This window comes from uncultured Odoribacter sp., from assembly GCF_937966165.1.
GTDB lineage: Bacteria > Bacteroidota > Bacteroidia > Bacteroidales > Marinifilaceae > Culturomica.
In genome coordinates, this window is sequence record NZ_CALCLB010000012.1 from 30,065 (window position 1) to 46,885 (window position 16,821).

Genomic DNA, 16,821 nt, shown 5'->3' on the forward strand with positions numbered 1-16,821 from the left:
TCATTCTGATTAGAACTGTTGTTACTGTTTCTGGATTGGCTACCACTACGTGATGTTCTTCCGCCCTTTGCAGCTTCACTTCTTGAAGGAGCACCGCTCTTGGATGAGCTCCGCCCTGTTTGTCTGCTACTCTTTCCTTCTTCTTTCATGGTTTCAAAATTTAAAAGTTAGTTGCTAAATTAAATTTGTTTCTGATGTGTATCATCAGAAGACTGACCCATACGTTGAGAGTCATTCTGTGGACGGCCTTCCTGGAAAGGTCCGTTATATTGTGAATCAGAACGGCCGGTTTCACTGCTTCTGGCACCTGTTTGTGAACCATCATTGGCATATTTGCCGCTCTCAGCCTTTATGGATTCTCCCAAATTAGGTTCGTCTCCTTCTGTATGCATCCTTTCCACGTCATTTCCCATGTTCCGGTCTTCATTTACTTCATCCCGCATGGTCTGACTCCGGCCTAATTTTTCTTCATCCTTTTTCTGATTGTAATCTTTGTCGTTGTCCTGATTTTGTCCGTAACGATTGGTATTATCGTTCATATTTTCATTCTGGTCTCCTACTTTTTGTGAATAATCCTGGTTAGAACTTTCACTTCTGTGATTTTGCTGGTTACCTTCACTATGGGAGAAATGCCCATGTTGTGATTGTTCATTCATCTTGTCGTTCATAGCTTTTTTTTTAAATGGTTTATTGATTATATATCTTCTGTTTTAGAATAGAATTCAGCTCTGTATCCGGCACCCAGAAGTATTTTTTCAATAATCGACGGTTCCCCGCCTTCCATATCAACCGACAGCATACTGTCATCCCCCCTCTGATCTACCGACCATTTTTCTATCTGCTCTACTTTGTCTAACTGCGGTTTTATTTTAGCTACGCAATTTTTACATTTCAAATTCGTTTTAAACGTATAGGTCATCCCCATCTCTATTGTTTTCTTCTCACCTATTAAAACGTCCCTCTCTCTAAGAAAGTTTCCTAACTTTTCCCTTCAATCAATAAATCTTACAAACAGATTTTACCGAGTATATAAAATTAATAAACTTCATTAAATTACACATTAGGGACGTGCCCTAATGTGTAATTTTGCCTGCCCCCTGAAATCCGGCCGGCAAGATTTTCCGATTCCAATTCTTTAAAAAAGAATTCCGGTATCTTTCGAATAAGGCGATTATGCAGGAAATATTTTCCGGAAAGTTTTGATCAGATTTTTTTCGCTTTAATTCTCAGGCTATTTCCGACGACCGAAACAGAACTAAATGCCATAGCAGCAGCAGCTATCATCGGATTTAACAAAAAGCTGCAACAAGGATACAATATCCCGGCTGCCAGTGGAATACCGATCAAATTATAGATAAACGCCCAAAATAAATTTTGACGGATGGCTGCGGCTGTCTGACGAGACAATGTCACCGCTTTAGGAATTGCATTTAAATCTGAAGTAATTAACGTAATTTTAGCCACATCTATGGCAATATCAGTGCCTTGTCCCATAGCAATACTCACATCTGCCTGGGCCAAAGCCTGGGAATCGTTGATCCCGTCCCCAACCATGGCGACCAGTTTGCCTTGTGTCTGCAGCTCTTTTACAAAATCAGACTTATCTGAAGGCATTACCTCTGCCCGGTAATGTTTTAACCCGATACTATCCGCCACTGCCCTCGCTGTCAAAGCATTATCCCCAGTCAGCATATATACCTCTATGCCTTGCGATTGTAACTGACGTACTGCAGATTCAGCCCCTGCCTTTATCCGGTCGGCTATGGCAATTATGGCTAATATCTGCCGGTGATCCGCAAAATAAATCACAGTCGTACCCGACAACTGTAACTCTTCCGCCTGTTGCTGCTGTTCGGCTGTTCTCAAAATGCCGTTCGCTTCCATCAGCCGGTAATTTCCGACCCAATAGGTTTCACCTCCTACCGTACCTTTAATCCCCCGGCCCGTCAGACTTTCAAATTCCCCGGTTAAATCTGAAGTTATTCCCCTTTCCAGCAAATATTTTACAACAGCATCCGCTAAGGGATGCTCTGATTTACTTTCTAAATGCAATAATACCGGCATCCATTTATTTAATTTGGCTTCCGAATACCAGAAAATATTCCGGACTTCGGGTTTTCCTTCTGTAAGGGTACCCGTCTTATCCAAGACGACCGCCTTCACCCGATGAAGCATTTCCAGACTTTCCGCATCTTTAATCAAAATATTATGCTGGGCCCCTTTTCCTATTCCCACCATAATAGCCGTAGGAGTGGCCAATCCCAACGCACAGGGACAAGCAATTACCAAGACGGTAACAGAAGTCAACAAAGCATGTGTAAAAGCCTGTTCTCCACCGGCCAGCATCCAGATTCCAAAGGTAAGGAGGGCTATTCCGATCACCACCGGAACAAAAATTCCCGCAATTTTATCCACTAAACGCTGCACGGGTGCCTTACTTCCCTGAGCTTCCTGTACCATTTTGATAATATGGGCCAGTATGGTTTCATTTCCCACCCTTTCTGCCATAAAACGGAAACTGCCCTTTTGGTTAATTGTACCTGCAAACACTTTACTGCCGCTCACTTTTTCTGTAGGCACCGGTTCTCCGGTAATCATACTCTCATCCACGAAAGAATGCCCAGTCTGAACAGTACCGTCAACCGGAATCTTGTCTCCCGGTTTTACCAATAGCAGGTCCCCGGCCTGCACAACCTTTATCGGGATCTCTGTCTCCCTCCCATCGTCCGATACCCGCACAACCGTCTGAGGCTGCAAACCGATTAATTTACGGATAGCTGCCGATGTGTTGGCCTTTGCCCGGCTCTCCATTAAGCGCCCTAATAAAATCAGAGCTATAATAACGGCTACAGCCTCATAATATACATGAGCTTCTATGCCCTGATCCGTCCAATATTGCGGATACAGGGTATTAAATAAACTGAATAAAAAAGCAACTCCTGTACTTACAGCCACTAACGTATCCATATTGGCATGCCCGTGTTTCAACTGCTTCCAGGCATTTACAAAAAAGCTACGTCCGAAAATGGTCAGTACCGGAAGGGTAAATCCCAACATAATCCAATTTCCATAAGGCATATGCATAAAAAACATACCGATAATAAATACTGGTAAAGCCAGCAATATAGCCCCCCAAGTCCTTTTCTTCAACCGTCTGTATTCAGCTTCCTGCCTTTCTTCCACTTCATTCTTTTCCTCTTCTTCAATAATCAGATCATATCCGGCTGCCTGCACAGCTTTCTGTAATGCCTGAGGTGACGTTCTGGCTTCATCGTATTCAACTAATACAGTCGAAGAAGCAAAATTCACTTTTGCTTCTTTTACCCCTTCCTGTTTTGATAAAGTCACTTCTACATTCGTTGCACAGCCGGCACAACTCATCCCTGCAACGTAAAATGTCTCTTTCTTTTCCCCTCCCATTCCCATAATTTTATATTTAATTCATTTTTCGCATATACAAAATTAAGCAAAACAGAATGAATACTTTCTATCTTGCTCCCTTTTTTCCATAAAACGCCTTCAGGAATCTGTCCTCCCCTCACAGAATACAGCCCTCTTCAGCGTTATATTTTCCTTTCTATCCTTTTACTTTTGCACCACAGGTTCTACCACCGTAAATGGCCGGTAAGGCGCCTGATTAAAAGTAAAGTTGCCGTACGAATCAGTTCCTCCATGCCCTTTTACTTCTGCCCTTAAAGTATAAACAGCATCCGGCTTGTAATGATCTACTTTTAAATGATAAAGAAAAGTTTTTGTCCGGTTTGTCCCTCTGAAAGTATCAGCTAAACCCTGATGTTCATCCACAGAAATAACTTTCCCGTCTTCCAGTAATTCCACTTTCCGGATATCCATATAATTCTCCCCGTGAGTATAATAGAAACCGGCAATAATTCTCCCGTTGGTATAAACTTTCGGACTTACCTCCCATACCAAAGGCTTGTATTCCACAGAAAGTAATTCAGGATGCCAATGTTCTGTAATATATCCGCCGGGACGGTAATAATCTACCTTCAATTGATCCAAGCGCCCGTAATTCTGCTGCAATCTCTGTTCAAATTCTGCAAAATTTTTCTTCTCTCCCGGAGTCCATCCGATCTCGGCCAAGGCTAACAAACGGGGAAAATTCTGGACATTCATATCTTTCACTTCCTGGGGCACAGCCGTCCACATATTGGCTTGTACACCCAAAAGATATTTTTTCTGTTCAGGTTTCAAACCATGAGCCGGATCGTAGCCGTAAATCCGTTCTATTGAATTAATATTCCGGTAAGCTAAATCCGACATTGTACCGTCGTTCCGGTCTGCCTGGGTTATGTCAAAATACAAATAATCTGTCGGAGTGGCAACGGTATAAAAGCCCTTATCGGCAGCATCCAGAATGGCTTCTTCTCCCAGCCAGGACATAATAGCCGTTTCACTGGTCAACCCTTCGGGATTCGCCAATATATCGTTCCACCCAATCGGCTTCTTCCCTTTCGATTTAATAATCCGGCATACCCGTTCCACAAAATAATTTTGCAGATCCAAACTGGTTTTCATGCCATGCTCTTTTTTAAATGCCGTAATATGAGGTTCTGCATCCCATACCACATGCCTTACTTCATCCCCTCCAAAATGGATATATTCAGAAGGGAAAAGCGAAGCGATCTCTTCGAATATCTGGTCCAGGAAAAGATAAACTTCTTCTTTAGTAGGATCCAGGGTATTCGGAGTAAACTGATTTCCCCAGTATCCCCAGGAAGCCAAAAACGGAAATATATATTCCGGATTATGTTTGTTATTTACCCCCAACTCCGGATATACCAGAAGCGTAGGCCAGCTATGTCCCGGAATATCTATCTCCGGCACAATCCTGATATGTCGTTCCGCTGCATATTCCACCAGTTCTTTAATTTGTTGCTGGGTATAAAAACCGCTTCTCTCCTCTGGCTCATTGTGTTTTTCAGCAAAACGTGTAGTTAAAGGAGAAGTAAGTTGAGGATATTTACGAATTTCTATTCGCCATCCCTGATCGTCTGTAAGATGAAAATGAAGTACATTCAGCTTATAAAGGGCCATTATATCTAAATATTTCTTTACCACCTCTACAGGATAAAAAGTACGGCTGACATCCTGCATATATCCCCTCCAAACATATTGGGGCTTGTCCACAATTTCCATACAGGGTACCTTCCAGTCAATTCCCCGGACAACTTCTTTTTTTTCCACATCAGCGGGCAACAACTGACGGAAAGACTGCATGGCATAAAACAATCCGGCCTTGTCCGATGCAAGGAGGCATACCTTCTCCGGTCCTATTTGCAGACAATACCCTTCCTGTCCTAAAGTATCCAATCGGGAATCAATAATAAGCCGGATGGTGTTTTTCTTCTCCGTTTTTCCCTCTTTTACGGGTAAACGGTAACCGCTTGAATTCCGGAGCAATTCAGCTAATTGCAAAGCAACCGGTTTCCCTTCCGGAGAAGTATAAATCTCCGTATTTTTCTGAAGGCAAAAAAAGCCTTCCTGAAATGTCTGATACAAAGGCAGCGGAATAATACCTGCTTTTTTTCCTTCTCCCTGAGCACAAACAACCGATCCCCCGAACACATTATTCATTCCAAATAAAACCCAAATCCAAAATAAAATGTTTCTTATTCTCATTTTTACCTGTCTTACTGAATATTTCTGTTCTGTAAACTTTAAAATCTGATTTACAAAAATAAATAAAAAATAAGAAATGTTCTTCTTTTAATTAATGATAAATAGTTGCTTTTCTTTTCAGCTGTTACCTCAATATTTCTTTCCCTTCTTTTGTAACAGTATTGTAACAATTTTGAAACAGTCCCTTAACACCTCCATTCTATTTTTGTAATGGATAACAGAAATAAAAGAATGGAAATAGTTTACCTGGGAATCGTCATTTTTCTCTTTTTACTTGCGATCTTTGATTTAATTGTAGGGGTCAGCAACGACGCTGTCAATTTTCTGAATTCAGCAATAGGCGCTAAAGCAGCTTCATTCCGGAGTATAATTTGTATTGCTTCTATCGGCATTTTCTGTGGGGCTGTTATGAGCAATGGCATGATGGACATAGCCCGCCACGGTATTTTCCGCCCTGAAGCTTTCTATTTTGACGAACTGATCTGCATTTTTCTGGCGGTCATGATCACAGACATCGTTTTATTAGATATCTTCAATACTTTAGGAATGCCTACCTCTACGACGGTGTCTATGGTATTCGAGTTGCTGGGGGGCACCTTTGCACTTGCTTTACTGAAAATTGCCAACGGACCGGAAGGGCTTACGTTTGCAGAACTGTTGAATACAGAAAAAGCATTAACGGTCATTCTGGGAATTTTTTTATCTGTCGCAGTTGCCTTCTTTTTTGGAATGCTCGTACAGTATCTCTCCCGCATTATTTTTACATTTAACTATAAAAACAAATTAAAATACACGATCGGACTTTTCGGAGGAATAGCCGTTACTGCCATCATCTATTTTATGCTCATTAAAGGAATTAAAGATGCCTCTTTTATGAGCCCGGAACACAAATTATGGATAAAAGAAAATACGTTATTAATTGTGCTGGGTTGCTTTCTGTTCTTTACCATACTAATGCAAATTTTACACGGGTATAAAATAAACGTTTTTAAAGTAATCGTCCTTTTAGGAACATTTGCTTTGGCAATGGCCTTTGCCGGAAATGACCTGGTTAACTTTATAGGCGTTCCCCTAGCAGGGTATTCCGGTTATACCGATTTTATTGCCCACGGTAACGGAGTTTCGTCCGCATACTTAATGAACGCTTTAAATGAACCGGCTAAAACTCCGTTTATTTTTCTATTTCTTTCGGGAATAATTATGGTAGTTGCTCTAACAACTTCTAAAAAGGCCCGGAATGTTATAAAAACCTCTGTAGATCTGTCCCGTCAAGAAGAAGGAGAGGAAATTTTTGGCTCTTCTGCAATTGCCCGTAGTTTGGTACGTTCCATCACGGCTCTGGTAACAACTATCGCCAAATTTATACCGGCCAAAATTAAAAGTTGGGTCAACAAACGGTTCAATAAAGACCAGATTATCCTTACCAACGGAGCGGCTTTCGATTTAGTCAGGGCATCCGTTAATTTAGTGCTGGCAGGCCTATTGATTGCCCTTGGAACTTCCTTAAAATTACCGCTTTCCACCACTTATGTCGCTTTTATGGTGGCTATGGGCACTTCTTTAGCCGACCGCGCATGGAGCCGGGAAAGTGCAGTCTTCCGCGTCACCGGCGTACTCTCCGTCATCGGTGGATGGTTCATTACCGCCGGAGCCGCTTTTATACTATGCTTTTTTGTAACCTTAATTATGTATTTCGGCGGAATCGTCGGGATACTGCTTATGACCGGTATTGCCATCTTTTTATTGATCCGAAGCAATAAGAATTATCGCAATAAATTAAAAGAAGAAAAAGATGACACACTTTTTCAAAGTCTTATTCAATCAAAAAACAAAACTGAAATCTGGGATTTATTGCGTCAACATATACAAGAAAACGTAACCGGTATTCTCCGTTTTTCAACCCGCATATATATACAAATGACGGAAGGATTTATACAGGAGGATTTAAAAAGCCTGCGTAAAGCTGTCACAGCCACAAATGAAGAAAAAGATTTACTCAAAAAGATCAGGCGAAAAGAAATTTTAGGCATGCGCAAAATTGACCGGAATTTAGCTATTGAAAAAAATACGTGGTTTCACTTGATAAGTAATAGCGGCGAACAGCTCATGTATTGCCTGAAACGAATATGCGAACCTTGCAAAGAACATGTAGACAATAATTTCAATCCGTTACCGGCCGAATACACTACGGAATTTCTACCCTTACGGGACGAATTGACTGCTTTTATAAAAAAAGCAGAAGACCTTATCCACTCAGCCGGATATGAAAAAATAAATGAACTTCTTTCTGAAGGTGAACAGCTCAAGGGGAAATTTTCCGATTTACATAAAATCCAAATGACCAGAATACAGGACATGCACAATAGCGTAAAAATATCTCTGGTCTATTTAAACCTTTTACAAGAATCTCAGGAATTGGTAAGTATTCTCCGCCACATGCTCCGGGCCAGCCATAAATTCCAGATTACACATTAGGGACGTGCCCTAATGTGTAATTTTATCCTATACGAACCATTTTAATGTCCGTTCTTTACCTTCTTCACGCTCTTTATATAAAATAAAGCTGATCCCGCTCCCCTCTTGGGTTTTGTATGATTCGCTGACGGCTTTAACGACAGGGATTTTTTCGGAAATTACACATTAGGGCACGTCCCTAATGTGTAATTTAAAAGTTATAGCCTAATGTAATAAAGAAAGATCTGTTTTTAGATTCTTCATTATCAAACTGGGAGATATTGGTCAACCCTAAATCATAACCTAATCCAAAATAAATGCTTTCATAAGCAAGGCCGCAGCCGAAACGTAAACCGAAATCAGAACGTTTGAAATAATTGTAGTCTCCATTTTCATCTTTTCCGAATAAATCTTCTTTATCTGTTTCCGTTACCCCCTGATAGGTGTATGAATCTTTCATTTTGCCTCCGATCCCCAAAGCATAATATACTCCGGCAAAAGGCTGTACTGTAAAACGATCAATATCAATATGGTAGCTCAATACAGCCGGAATTTCCAAATACCAAATTTTATATTTTCCTTCATAAGATTCGTCACCATCCCCTCCCTTTTCTTTGGCTCCTTTATACTGTAAATACAATCCTGTTTCCACAAATAAAGGTAATTTCCGGGTAAGATTAACGGAACAGGCACCGCCTAAGTTAAAACCGACTTTCGATTTCATCTCATCGTCTTCTACCCCCTCATAAGTCCAGTAAATTTTATTGATATTCATACCTAAACGTACGCCCCATTCTATTTTTTTCGTCGTTTTCGGTACCAAGACGATGGGCCCAGGATTTACGTCGACAATTACAGGTTCCATACCTGTATAAGAAACCGTTAATGTCAGATATCCGGACGGAACTTCAATAGAAAATTGTCCGTTCATATCTGTCACAACACTGATATCTGTCCCGGTCACCACCACAGAAGCTCCTGGTAAAGGTTCTCCATTATCCCCGGACAAAACAATTCCCTTTGTAATGGTAGACTGAGCTATTGCCCAGGTAAAACTCAGTATAAGTATAAATAGTATTAACCCTATCTTTTTCATAATTTTCGATTTAAAAATTTCTTTATCATTTACCAAAATTAAATCCTAACCGGAAAGAAATACCGTTATCTTTCACGTCAACATCCCCTACGGGATTCAAATACGTACTATATTCTGTCCAATCGTATCTTATGGCCAGGTAGACCGTACGGGTTAAATTTATACCTACGGCTACTCCGTAAGTAGGTGCAAATTCATCAATAGAATGGTTATAAGCAGCACCTGCATGAAAATCAGCCCATGCATACATATATTTTCCAAAATAAGGAGTATTATAATTCAAACCCGTTGTCAAACTATAAACCCCGTTGCATACATCATCCTCAAAACGTCCATCGTAAGTAATCATTCCTTGTAAATCCAACACTTTCCAACCAAAAGAACGGGTAAAATGATGATGATATCCCAAACTGAGTCCTACCCGCTCTTTCCCCTTCAATTCCCAGTCTATAATAGCTGATTTTTGATAAGAAGCGTAAAACAATTCCAGATTAAATATATTTTTTTTATAATCTCTGCCTCCTCTTGTCTTTACAACATTTGTGTATTGTCCTGCAGATTTCATCTGAACAGCGGGGGTATTCTTCCGATACAATAAAATCGGTTCGCGTACAATACTAACTACCTGTTTTTTCATCCCTCCATAAGAAATCATTAAAGTAGTGTGCCCTTCCGGTACCACAATCGTAAACTTACCGTCCATATCCGTCATTGTTTTACTATTTGTGCCGACAACTTCGACTGTCGCTCCCATCACCGGCTCGCCGTCCTTACTGACTACAATATTTGAATAATTTATCTCCTGGGCGATTCCTCCCAGAACACCCATCCATAACCAAGTTATTATTAAAAGCAGTTTTTTCATTTTTTTTAAATTTAAATGTTGATCTTACTCTGTTTATCTGATTACAATTATTCTAATCTTTCTTATACATCCGATATGACTTTTCTTATTTCAAATTCCATTTTTTCCATTTATCTCCTATTGTTACAGAAGGGATTACCGTAGGCGTCTGCGATTTTTTATTTACCACTATAGATTTACGTGCCACTTCCGTTTGTATATATTCCATCAGTTCTCCATAATCTACTTTTCCTTTCGTATCCTGTAACTTTTTCAATAAAAAGTAAGTGAACAGTCCGTGCTTTTTCTCCCGGTAAGGATAAGCTGTCTGATTACCGGTAGCAGCGCTTATTACCACCACATTCCCTTGAGGCTTTCCGGAATCAGCTTTTATAGCTACCCCGCGTGCAGAAGAAGCCATCATCTGTCCATCCCGTTTTGAGCCACTGAAACAAGCATCCAGAAAGACAGTAGCCGATTTAGCGGGCATCCCCGCCAAAGTTTCGTACAATTTATTTAAACTATAAGCTGTAGAGACATTCGCTCCGTATCCGTCGACAGGCAATAAATAAGCAGAATGTGTCTCCTCATCCGGAATTCCATGACCTGCATAATAAAACACCAAACTGGCATTAGAACCGTAGGCTTGAGCCACCTGGCTCAGCCAATCCAGTTCCACTTTAATATCATTATAAGTTGCATCCGGAACATAATGTACATTGTTCTCAGGCATTCCTAAAGTCTTTATACAATATTGCCTGAATATTTCTCCATCATTATGGGCAAACTCTACTTCCGACTCCCGTCGATAATTTTCATTCGAAATAATAACAGCAAAGGTATTTTCATTGACATTTTTAGAAAGGGGTATTTCGATATCTACATCCGATTTTCCGACACTCACTTTCCGGGTGGTGACACTGGGAACCGGACGGGATGTTTCGGACGTTGCCGTCTGAATCTCAGCCAGATCTACTTTATCGAAATTATAATCAATCTGAGTCGTTTGATAAGTAAGGGAAGCTTTATTACTATAGGTATACGAACGTCCTGCAGGAGTTCTGAAAGTAATCTCTGCCAAGGCCAATCTGTCATCCGTGATGAAAAACTGCGGATTAAGGGTTTTCACATTATTCCATTGCCGTTCAAATTGGCGGGCTTCGTCATTTGTCCGGGGAACGGGGAGTAGTAAATTTCCCCAACGGGGATCCACAATCAGGAATACCCCGTTTTCCGCATCATACTTCTCCAATTTCAATGTATTCCAATCCACATATTGTCCGTAGCGGGCGATATAATCATTTTCCGCTTTACGGGCCAATTCCCTGATCTTTGCCTCCCGTTTTTCTTCGGATACTCTCAGCCGGTATTCACTTAATGTTTCATAATCATCCTTTACCTGCCAGGCATTTATTTCTTTTTCAACAAAATTCTTGGCAAAGGAAGAAAATAAGGGGATTTCCTGAGGGAAAATCCGGAAAGTTGTATTTCTACTAATATCAGAAGAAACATTTTGTTCTATCGGAGTCCTTTCCGTTCCGGAAGTTTTCTTTCCTGCATTGATTGCAGTTGCCGAAGCAATATAGGTTCCCCCATTCATTTGGATTTTGCGGATTGTCCGCTCTGCTTCCGTCGTTTGTCCCAGGCATTTATACGTATCCGCCAAGGCCGACAGATATTTCACAGAAGCCGGCTCTTTCTGCAATATTTTTTGAAACAATTCGACTGCCGTATTTAAATATTGATTTGCTTTTTGGCGCTGTTGTGCATACTGCCGCTGATTTTCAACCGCATTCGCACCATTGATAAGAGTTGCAGCGTAGTTATAACAAACTGTGGCATATTGTTTTATAATTTTCAGATCAGCCGAATTTCTGGAATATATCATCGTATATAAATTCAGCGCATCTTCCAGTTGTCCCTTATCTGCCAAAAGTTTGGCTTTCATCGGCAAAACATTCATATCCTTTGGATTAAGCGATAGAGCCTTATTTACGTATATTTCCAAACGATCTGTCAACCGCCTTTCAATACATAGATTTATCATTTCGTAAATCAAACGGACATTTGAAGGTAAACGAACAATTCCGGCTTCCAAAATCTGCTGCTGCCGTATATAATCTTTATTATAGTAATAAGCTTTGCTCATATAATAATAGCAATCTTGCAAGCGACTGGTTTCGCCGGTTTCCAAATAATCCTGAAAATAAGTTATTGCTTCACTGAATTGCCTGCTGTTAAAAGTACCGGTTGCTGCATAATAAACAATGGTTGGATAATTCTCACTCCGTGTAAAGCGTTCTCCCTGAAAAGCGGCTTGCTTTGGCATATTTACATAAGCTTTTGCAAATTCCATAGCTTCTGTAGTTCTGCCACATTGAGAAAAATAGGCCGCTCCGTTAACTAAATGAGGATAAATAATTCTCAATTTTTCTTTCACCATCCCCGAAGAACCGGCTCCATTCAAAAAAGATAAATATTCCTTATAACTATCCCACAAGAAACTATACATCAATTTTTTATCCGCTGTTTCCGACTGATACAAACGTACAAAATTCGCATAATTCTGTTCTGCGGAGGTCATCTGTTGGGCCATTACCCGATTGGCGCTTAAACAAAGGAATACGCAAATGAATAGGGTTGTAATATTTGGCTTCATATTTACAACGGGTGAAAATTAAAAAGTATCTATAAACAAAAACTCAACCCGGATACGCCGGAACTCTCCTCCCGTTTGTTCCGCAACGATAATATTGTAATCATAATCACATTTCATATTCCGTAAAGCGGTTAAATGGGATACAATATAATCCTGCACTCCTGCAGCCCTTAAAAAAGCCAACTGTTCATTTTCAGTGATCCCGCTTTCAGAGGTAATCGTAATATTACCCAGCTTCCCATTTTTATATACCAATTCGTTGCGGAAATCCCCGTAACACCCCTCGTAAGCGATCTTTCCGTTAATGGGAGCAGCATCTGCCGTCCCTGTAATCTTGATTTTAATCTGTTTCCCCGGTTTTATATATTGAGCAAAATCTGTCTCAAAAGCCTTAGAAATAATAGACAGCATAGAAAGAGCGGCATTAGAAGCTTCCGTCTTATATTTGCCCATGGGGAAATCTTCCTGGGCTGTATATTCTTTTGCTACTTCATATTGATATCCGATCTTATAATTTATAATCTTCTTCCCATTCGCATCCACATCCGACAACACTTCCGTACTCACATTTATCTTTGTATTATCGGAAATGAGTTTAGACCTTTTGGCTTCTTCCATTACATGCTGCCGGATTTCTTTTAAGCGCACCTCTTCCATATTGGATTGTTCAATCAGATCCAAAGGCACAAATCCTTCTTCCAGATCCATAGATACGACCGACATCCGGTCCAGATTATCGTAGATATAAGTCTTATTGGTCTGAGTATTCAGTACCTCTGTATAAATAATCTCAAATTCATCATCTTTATTAATCCCATAAACTGTATTTTGAAATTGTAAAGCCTGAGGATTAAAATTTTTGATTTCCTCCTTTTCAACTTCTAAAACAATAGAAGGCATCGTACTAAAATCCAAAGCCAGCATATTCTTGGAAGTATTATAGTTTCCCAAGGATATCTCTGTCATCTTTATTTGATCTCCAGCCATTTCTGTAGCTATTTCACGTTCGAATATGGCTTGTTGCTCCACACGGGAATCTTCATTTACACGAATTTTGTATTCTTCCAAAGTTTCCCCTTCCAGCATCTTCATCCATTCATTCATCTTTTCTTTCACTTTTCCGCTTAATTCCTGAGTGAAATTATGTTTTAAGTCAGTAAGCTGCTGAAGCACAAAAGATTTTCCAGAAGTGTACACCAAATATATTTTTTCCGGGTCCCTGAGATCTTCAATATACCGGAGCGTATTCAGTCCTCCGTTATAACTTTTTACAACGGTTTGGTCCGCTTCGTTTTTTAAATTCAGCATCACCAGCGTACCTGAATTTTTTACAACCCCCAAATATTTATTGTTGGGATAAAACTTACAGCTTAAAGCTTCTCCCATCCCAGAATAAGTAAACAGCGGAGTAAAGGAACGGGTGTCATAAACAGTGGCTGTGCCATTGGCAGCTACGACAGCCATCATCGTATTATCCTCTGAAAAAGCAAGATCATTTACACGGGATCCGATATCCAGCTGAGTACGTAACACAGCCTCATGAAAATTCCATACTTCAATCTTCCCTGCTTCAGCAACAGCCAAGAAATAATTATTGGGACTTACAGCCATACAACTTACCGTCAGAGCAGTATTTAACGTCAGATAGGGAGTGTACGTACGGGTATCATATAACACAATTTCATTTCCAGAATCGGCAATAACAAAATTCTTACCATCCGGTGAATACCCTATACAGACAGGTTGCTTCGCTACATCCTTTTCTTCTTTTATTTTATATAAACATTCATTAGTGTTGTTTGCAGAATATATTTCAACCCTTGCCCTTTGATTTCCTCCCAAGTTATTGAGTTTTGCAAAAAAAGAACCGGTTTTTCCGGAAGTCTGTTTAGCAGGAGAAATCAAAAGGGCACAAGAAGAACCTCCGGGTTGAATAGCAAGTTGATGAATATGTTTTATTCGGTCAGCCAAACAGAAATTTCTCAGATTGTAAATTTTCCCATCGGATAAATATAAAATTTGATATGAATAAGAATCGAAAACAGAAGGAGTATAATCTACTTTAAATACTTTCTTTAAATGAGGATCCGTATTATTTACCTGAGCAACAACTTTTCCTAAAAACAGAAATAAAAGGCAAGAGATAATCAAAAATCTTTTCATATTCCGATTTTATTTAGATTAATTTATAAAATTATTACACACGACTTTACTTCTTAAACATAACGATGGGCAATTATTCTCCCAGGAAAACGATCGTTTTTTTGGCTATAAAAAGTAATATATATTGTATTTCATTTAAAAAAATTAATAATTTGATCCCGAATACATTGCAATTAAAATAATTATTATGTACTTTTGTAAAAAATAATTTCCGAGGTAACCACTTAAACGATCGATTTTTAAGTAGGAGAGAAACGTTTCTATAATTATCTTTTTATCTTTTAAGTAAATACTGCACAGAAAAGAAGTTTCAATTGATTATCCTATTCTTTCGTAAGCCGTATATCATAGATCTATTTCAATTTAAAGAATATGGAAACAGAAAATGAAAAACGGATATATACGATAGGGCATTCTACTCATTCCCTGGAGTATTTTAAAGAATTGCTAACAAAACACGAAATCAACTGCATTGTAGATGTCCGTCAATTTGCTGCCAGTACTTATAATCCACAGTATAATGAAAGTACTTTACGGCCTTTTCTGGAAAGTTGTCAAATCGTTTATATACATATGGGAACGGCATTCGGAGCACGTCCACAGGATTTATCCCTGTTAGATCTGGACGGAAAAGTAGATTTCGATAAAATAAGGGCAAGTAAGCCTTTTCTGTCCGGTATTGAAAGATTGGAAAAAGGATTACAAAAAGGATATCGGATCGCCCTTATGTGTTCACAATCCGACCCTTTTGATTGCCATCGTTTTGTTTTAATAGCTTATTATCTCGTCCGGCACGGATTTACTGTAAAACATATTTTAAAGGACAAATCCTGTATCGATAATTCGGTTCTGGAAAAATTGCTTTTAGAAAAATATAAAAAAAAGTTACCGAAGGCAGATCTTTTCAATCCTCATATCGGGCAGGAAGAACAACTGAAAGCAGCGTACCGGCTGAAAGAAAAAAGTATCGCCTATAAACCTTTTACACATTAGGGACGTGCCCTAATGTGTAATTATTTGAGCTTTTGTAAGGTAAAACCCGGACAATCTCAGGTAAATAGTTATTCGAAATATTTAATCTTTCCCCTATTTTTCCGGTAATTCTGTCATTTCAAACAAATCGTCGAAATCAAGTTTCAATACAGCAAATCCTCTTTCTGCAGCAGAAAAGGAATCCGGAACATGTTCAGCTATCCATTCCCGGTTTGAATCTTTCAGATGTACTTTCCAGCCTTGTCCTTTTTGATTTTTTACAGAAAAACTCATACGGGCAGGATCCCCGAGCTGAAAACGATGTGTACCCGGGGTACATCCTGTAACAAACAACAAAGCATCCACCGCACAATTTTGCATCTCAACGGTTAAAGTATAATCCCCGGGATCTGCCCCCTGTTCATAAAGTTTTTGCATGACGGTAACTGCGCCCAAAACCCCTAAAGCCAGGCCCGGACAGATATGCCCGTGCAATTGGGCAGACTTTAACAATAATTCTTCCGTATCATTACTCAAAATATTCCGGACAATGTCAATACGGGGGGAATCTACCCGAATAGCATTATGTATATTTTCCTGTTCATAAACAGATGTATCGCAGCATTTTAAATCCAGAACCGGCGAACCGTTCAAAGCGTCAGCTCCTTCCACATACAATTTATTCCCTACTCTTTTCTGCAACTTAACGGTAGTAATTCCCAAATGATTGGGGCGGTTAGGCGAACGGGTGGCAAAAATCCCCCTTTGTTCGCCTGTACGAATCCGGGTGTTTAATTCTACACATTCATTTTGATGAAGGTAAAAAACCAGATCCAGATACCGGCAGGCTTCTACCTCTTCCAATCCTTCCGCATATTCCGGAAAAACCTCTATTTCCGAAATCTCCTGTTTAATCAATTCCGGAAGCATAGATTCCATACATTTATTATGGACATAGCCTATAGGAAATAATGTAATCATAAAAGTAAG

Annotated in this window: 11 protein-coding genes; 2 read left to right on the forward strand and 9 right to left on the reverse strand. The window is 39.7% G+C overall.

Going from position 1 to position 16,821, the window contains the following annotated elements:
- Positions 1–179: 179 nt before the first annotated feature.
- The 4 genes from Q0465_RS03990 to Q0465_RS04005 all read right to left on the reverse strand — a co-directional run bounded on the left by Q0465_RS03990 (position 180) and on the right by Q0465_RS04005 (position 5,643).
- A complete protein-coding gene (locus tag Q0465_RS03990; protein ID WP_298613130.1) occupies positions 180–668 on the reverse strand; it encodes a hypothetical protein in 489 nt (162 codons plus the stop codon).
- 26 nt (positions 669–694) lie between these two features.
- The gene (locus tag Q0465_RS03995; RefSeq protein ID WP_298613133.1) at positions 695–925 is read right to left on the reverse strand and encodes a heavy metal transport/detoxification protein; all 231 of its coding nucleotides are present in this window, start codon (positions 923–925) and stop codon (positions 695–697) included.
- A 278-nt stretch (positions 926–1,203) separates the two neighbouring features.
- Positions 1,204–3,426, reverse strand: a complete 2,223-nt coding sequence (locus Q0465_RS04000; protein ID WP_298613135.1) for a cation-translocating P-type ATPase — start codon at positions 3,424–3,426, stop codon at positions 1,204–1,206.
- Positions 3,427–3,585: 159 nt separating this feature from the next.
- Positions 3,586–5,643: a beta-N-acetylhexosaminidase gene (locus Q0465_RS04005; protein ID WP_298613138.1), complete on the reverse strand. Its 2,058-nt coding sequence runs from the start codon at positions 5,641–5,643 to the stop codon at positions 3,586–3,588.
- A gap of 231 nt (positions 5,644–5,874) precedes the next feature.
- On the opposite strand from Q0465_RS04005, the gene Q0465_RS04010 reads away from it, so the two are divergent.
- Complete coding sequence (locus tag Q0465_RS04010) at positions 5,875–8,118, forward strand: inorganic phosphate transporter (protein ID WP_298613141.1); 2,244 nt, start codon at positions 5,875–5,877, stop codon at positions 8,116–8,118.
- A gap of 190 nt (positions 8,119–8,308) precedes the next feature.
- Here the strand turns inward: Q0465_RS04010 and Q0465_RS04015 are convergent, their stop codons facing one another.
- The 4 genes from Q0465_RS04015 to Q0465_RS04030 all read right to left on the reverse strand — a co-directional run bounded on the left by Q0465_RS04015 (position 8,309) and on the right by Q0465_RS04030 (position 14,859).
- Complete coding sequence (locus tag Q0465_RS04015; protein ID WP_298613144.1) at positions 8,309–9,193, reverse strand: outer membrane beta-barrel protein; 885 nt, start codon at positions 9,191–9,193, stop codon at positions 8,309–8,311.
- A gap of 25 nt (positions 9,194–9,218) precedes the next feature.
- Positions 9,219–10,058 carry a carboxypeptidase-like regulatory domain-containing protein gene (locus tag Q0465_RS04020; RefSeq protein WP_298613147.1) on the reverse strand — a complete coding sequence of 280 codons (840 nt, stop codon included), beginning with the start codon at positions 10,056–10,058 and terminating at the stop codon, positions 9,219–9,221.
- An 85-nt stretch (positions 10,059–10,143) separates the two neighbouring features.
- Positions 10,144–12,696 (reverse strand): caspase family protein, encoded by a 2,553-nt coding sequence (locus tag Q0465_RS04025; protein ID WP_298613150.1) that lies wholly within the window; start codon positions 12,694–12,696, stop codon positions 10,144–10,146.
- 18 nt (positions 12,697–12,714) lie between these two features.
- Positions 12,715–14,859: a WD40 repeat domain-containing protein gene (locus Q0465_RS04030; RefSeq protein WP_298613153.1), complete on the reverse strand. Its 2,145-nt coding sequence runs from the start codon at positions 14,857–14,859 to the stop codon at positions 12,715–12,717.
- A gap of 372 nt (positions 14,860–15,231) precedes the next feature.
- Here Q0465_RS04030 and Q0465_RS04035 point away from each other — a divergent pair, with 372 nt between their 5' ends.
- Entirely contained in the window at positions 15,232–15,852 is a 621-nt protein-coding gene (locus Q0465_RS04035; protein WP_298613156.1) for a DUF488 family protein, read from the forward strand.
- Between the two features lie 93 nt (positions 15,853–15,945).
- Here the strand turns inward: Q0465_RS04035 and tsaA are convergent, their stop codons facing one another.
- Positions 15,946–16,812, reverse strand: coding sequence for a tRNA (N6-threonylcarbamoyladenosine(37)-N6)-methyltransferase TrmO (tsaA, locus tag Q0465_RS04040; RefSeq protein ID WP_298613159.1), 867 nt, complete (start codon positions 16,810–16,812; stop codon positions 15,946–15,948).
- Between the last annotated feature and the right edge of the window lie 9 nt (positions 16,813–16,821).

Bases quoted from the DNA above. Each gene is read 5' to 3' on its own strand.
- Q0465_RS04030 (WP_298613153.1), bottom strand. From the start codon at position 14,859: ATGAAAAGATTTTTGATTATCTCTTGCCTTTTATTTCTGTTTTTAGGA.
- Q0465_RS03990 (WP_298613130.1), bottom strand. From the start codon at position 668: ATGAACGACAAGATGAATGAACAATCACAACATGGGCATTTCTCCCAT.
- Q0465_RS03995 (WP_298613133.1), bottom strand. From the start codon at position 925: ATGGGGATGACCTATACGTTTAAAACGAATTTGAAATGTAAAAATTGC.
- Q0465_RS04020 (WP_298613147.1), bottom strand. From the start codon at position 10,058: ATGAAAAAACTGCTTTTAATAATAACTTGGTTATGGATGGGTGTTCTG.
- Q0465_RS04000 (WP_298613135.1), bottom strand. From the start codon at position 3,426: ATGGGAATGGGAGGGGAAAAGAAAGAGACATTTTACGTTGCAGGGATG.
- tsaA (WP_298613159.1), bottom strand. From the start codon at position 16,812: ATGATTACATTATTTCCTATAGGCTATGTCCATAATAAATGTATGGAA.
- Q0465_RS04035 (WP_298613156.1), top strand. From the start codon at position 15,232: ATGGAAACAGAAAATGAAAAACGGATATATACGATAGGGCATTCTACT.
- Q0465_RS04025 (WP_298613150.1), bottom strand. From the start codon at position 12,696: ATGAAGCCAAATATTACAACCCTATTCATTTGCGTATTCCTTTGTTTA.
- Q0465_RS04010 (WP_298613141.1), top strand. From the start codon at position 5,875: ATGGAAATAGTTTACCTGGGAATCGTCATTTTTCTCTTTTTACTTGCG.
- Q0465_RS04015 (WP_298613144.1), bottom strand. From the start codon at position 9,193: ATGAAAAAGATAGGGTTAATACTATTTATACTTATACTGAGTTTTACC.
- Q0465_RS04005 (WP_298613138.1), bottom strand. From the start codon at position 5,643: ATGAGAATAAGAAACATTTTATTTTGGATTTGGGTTTTATTTGGAATG.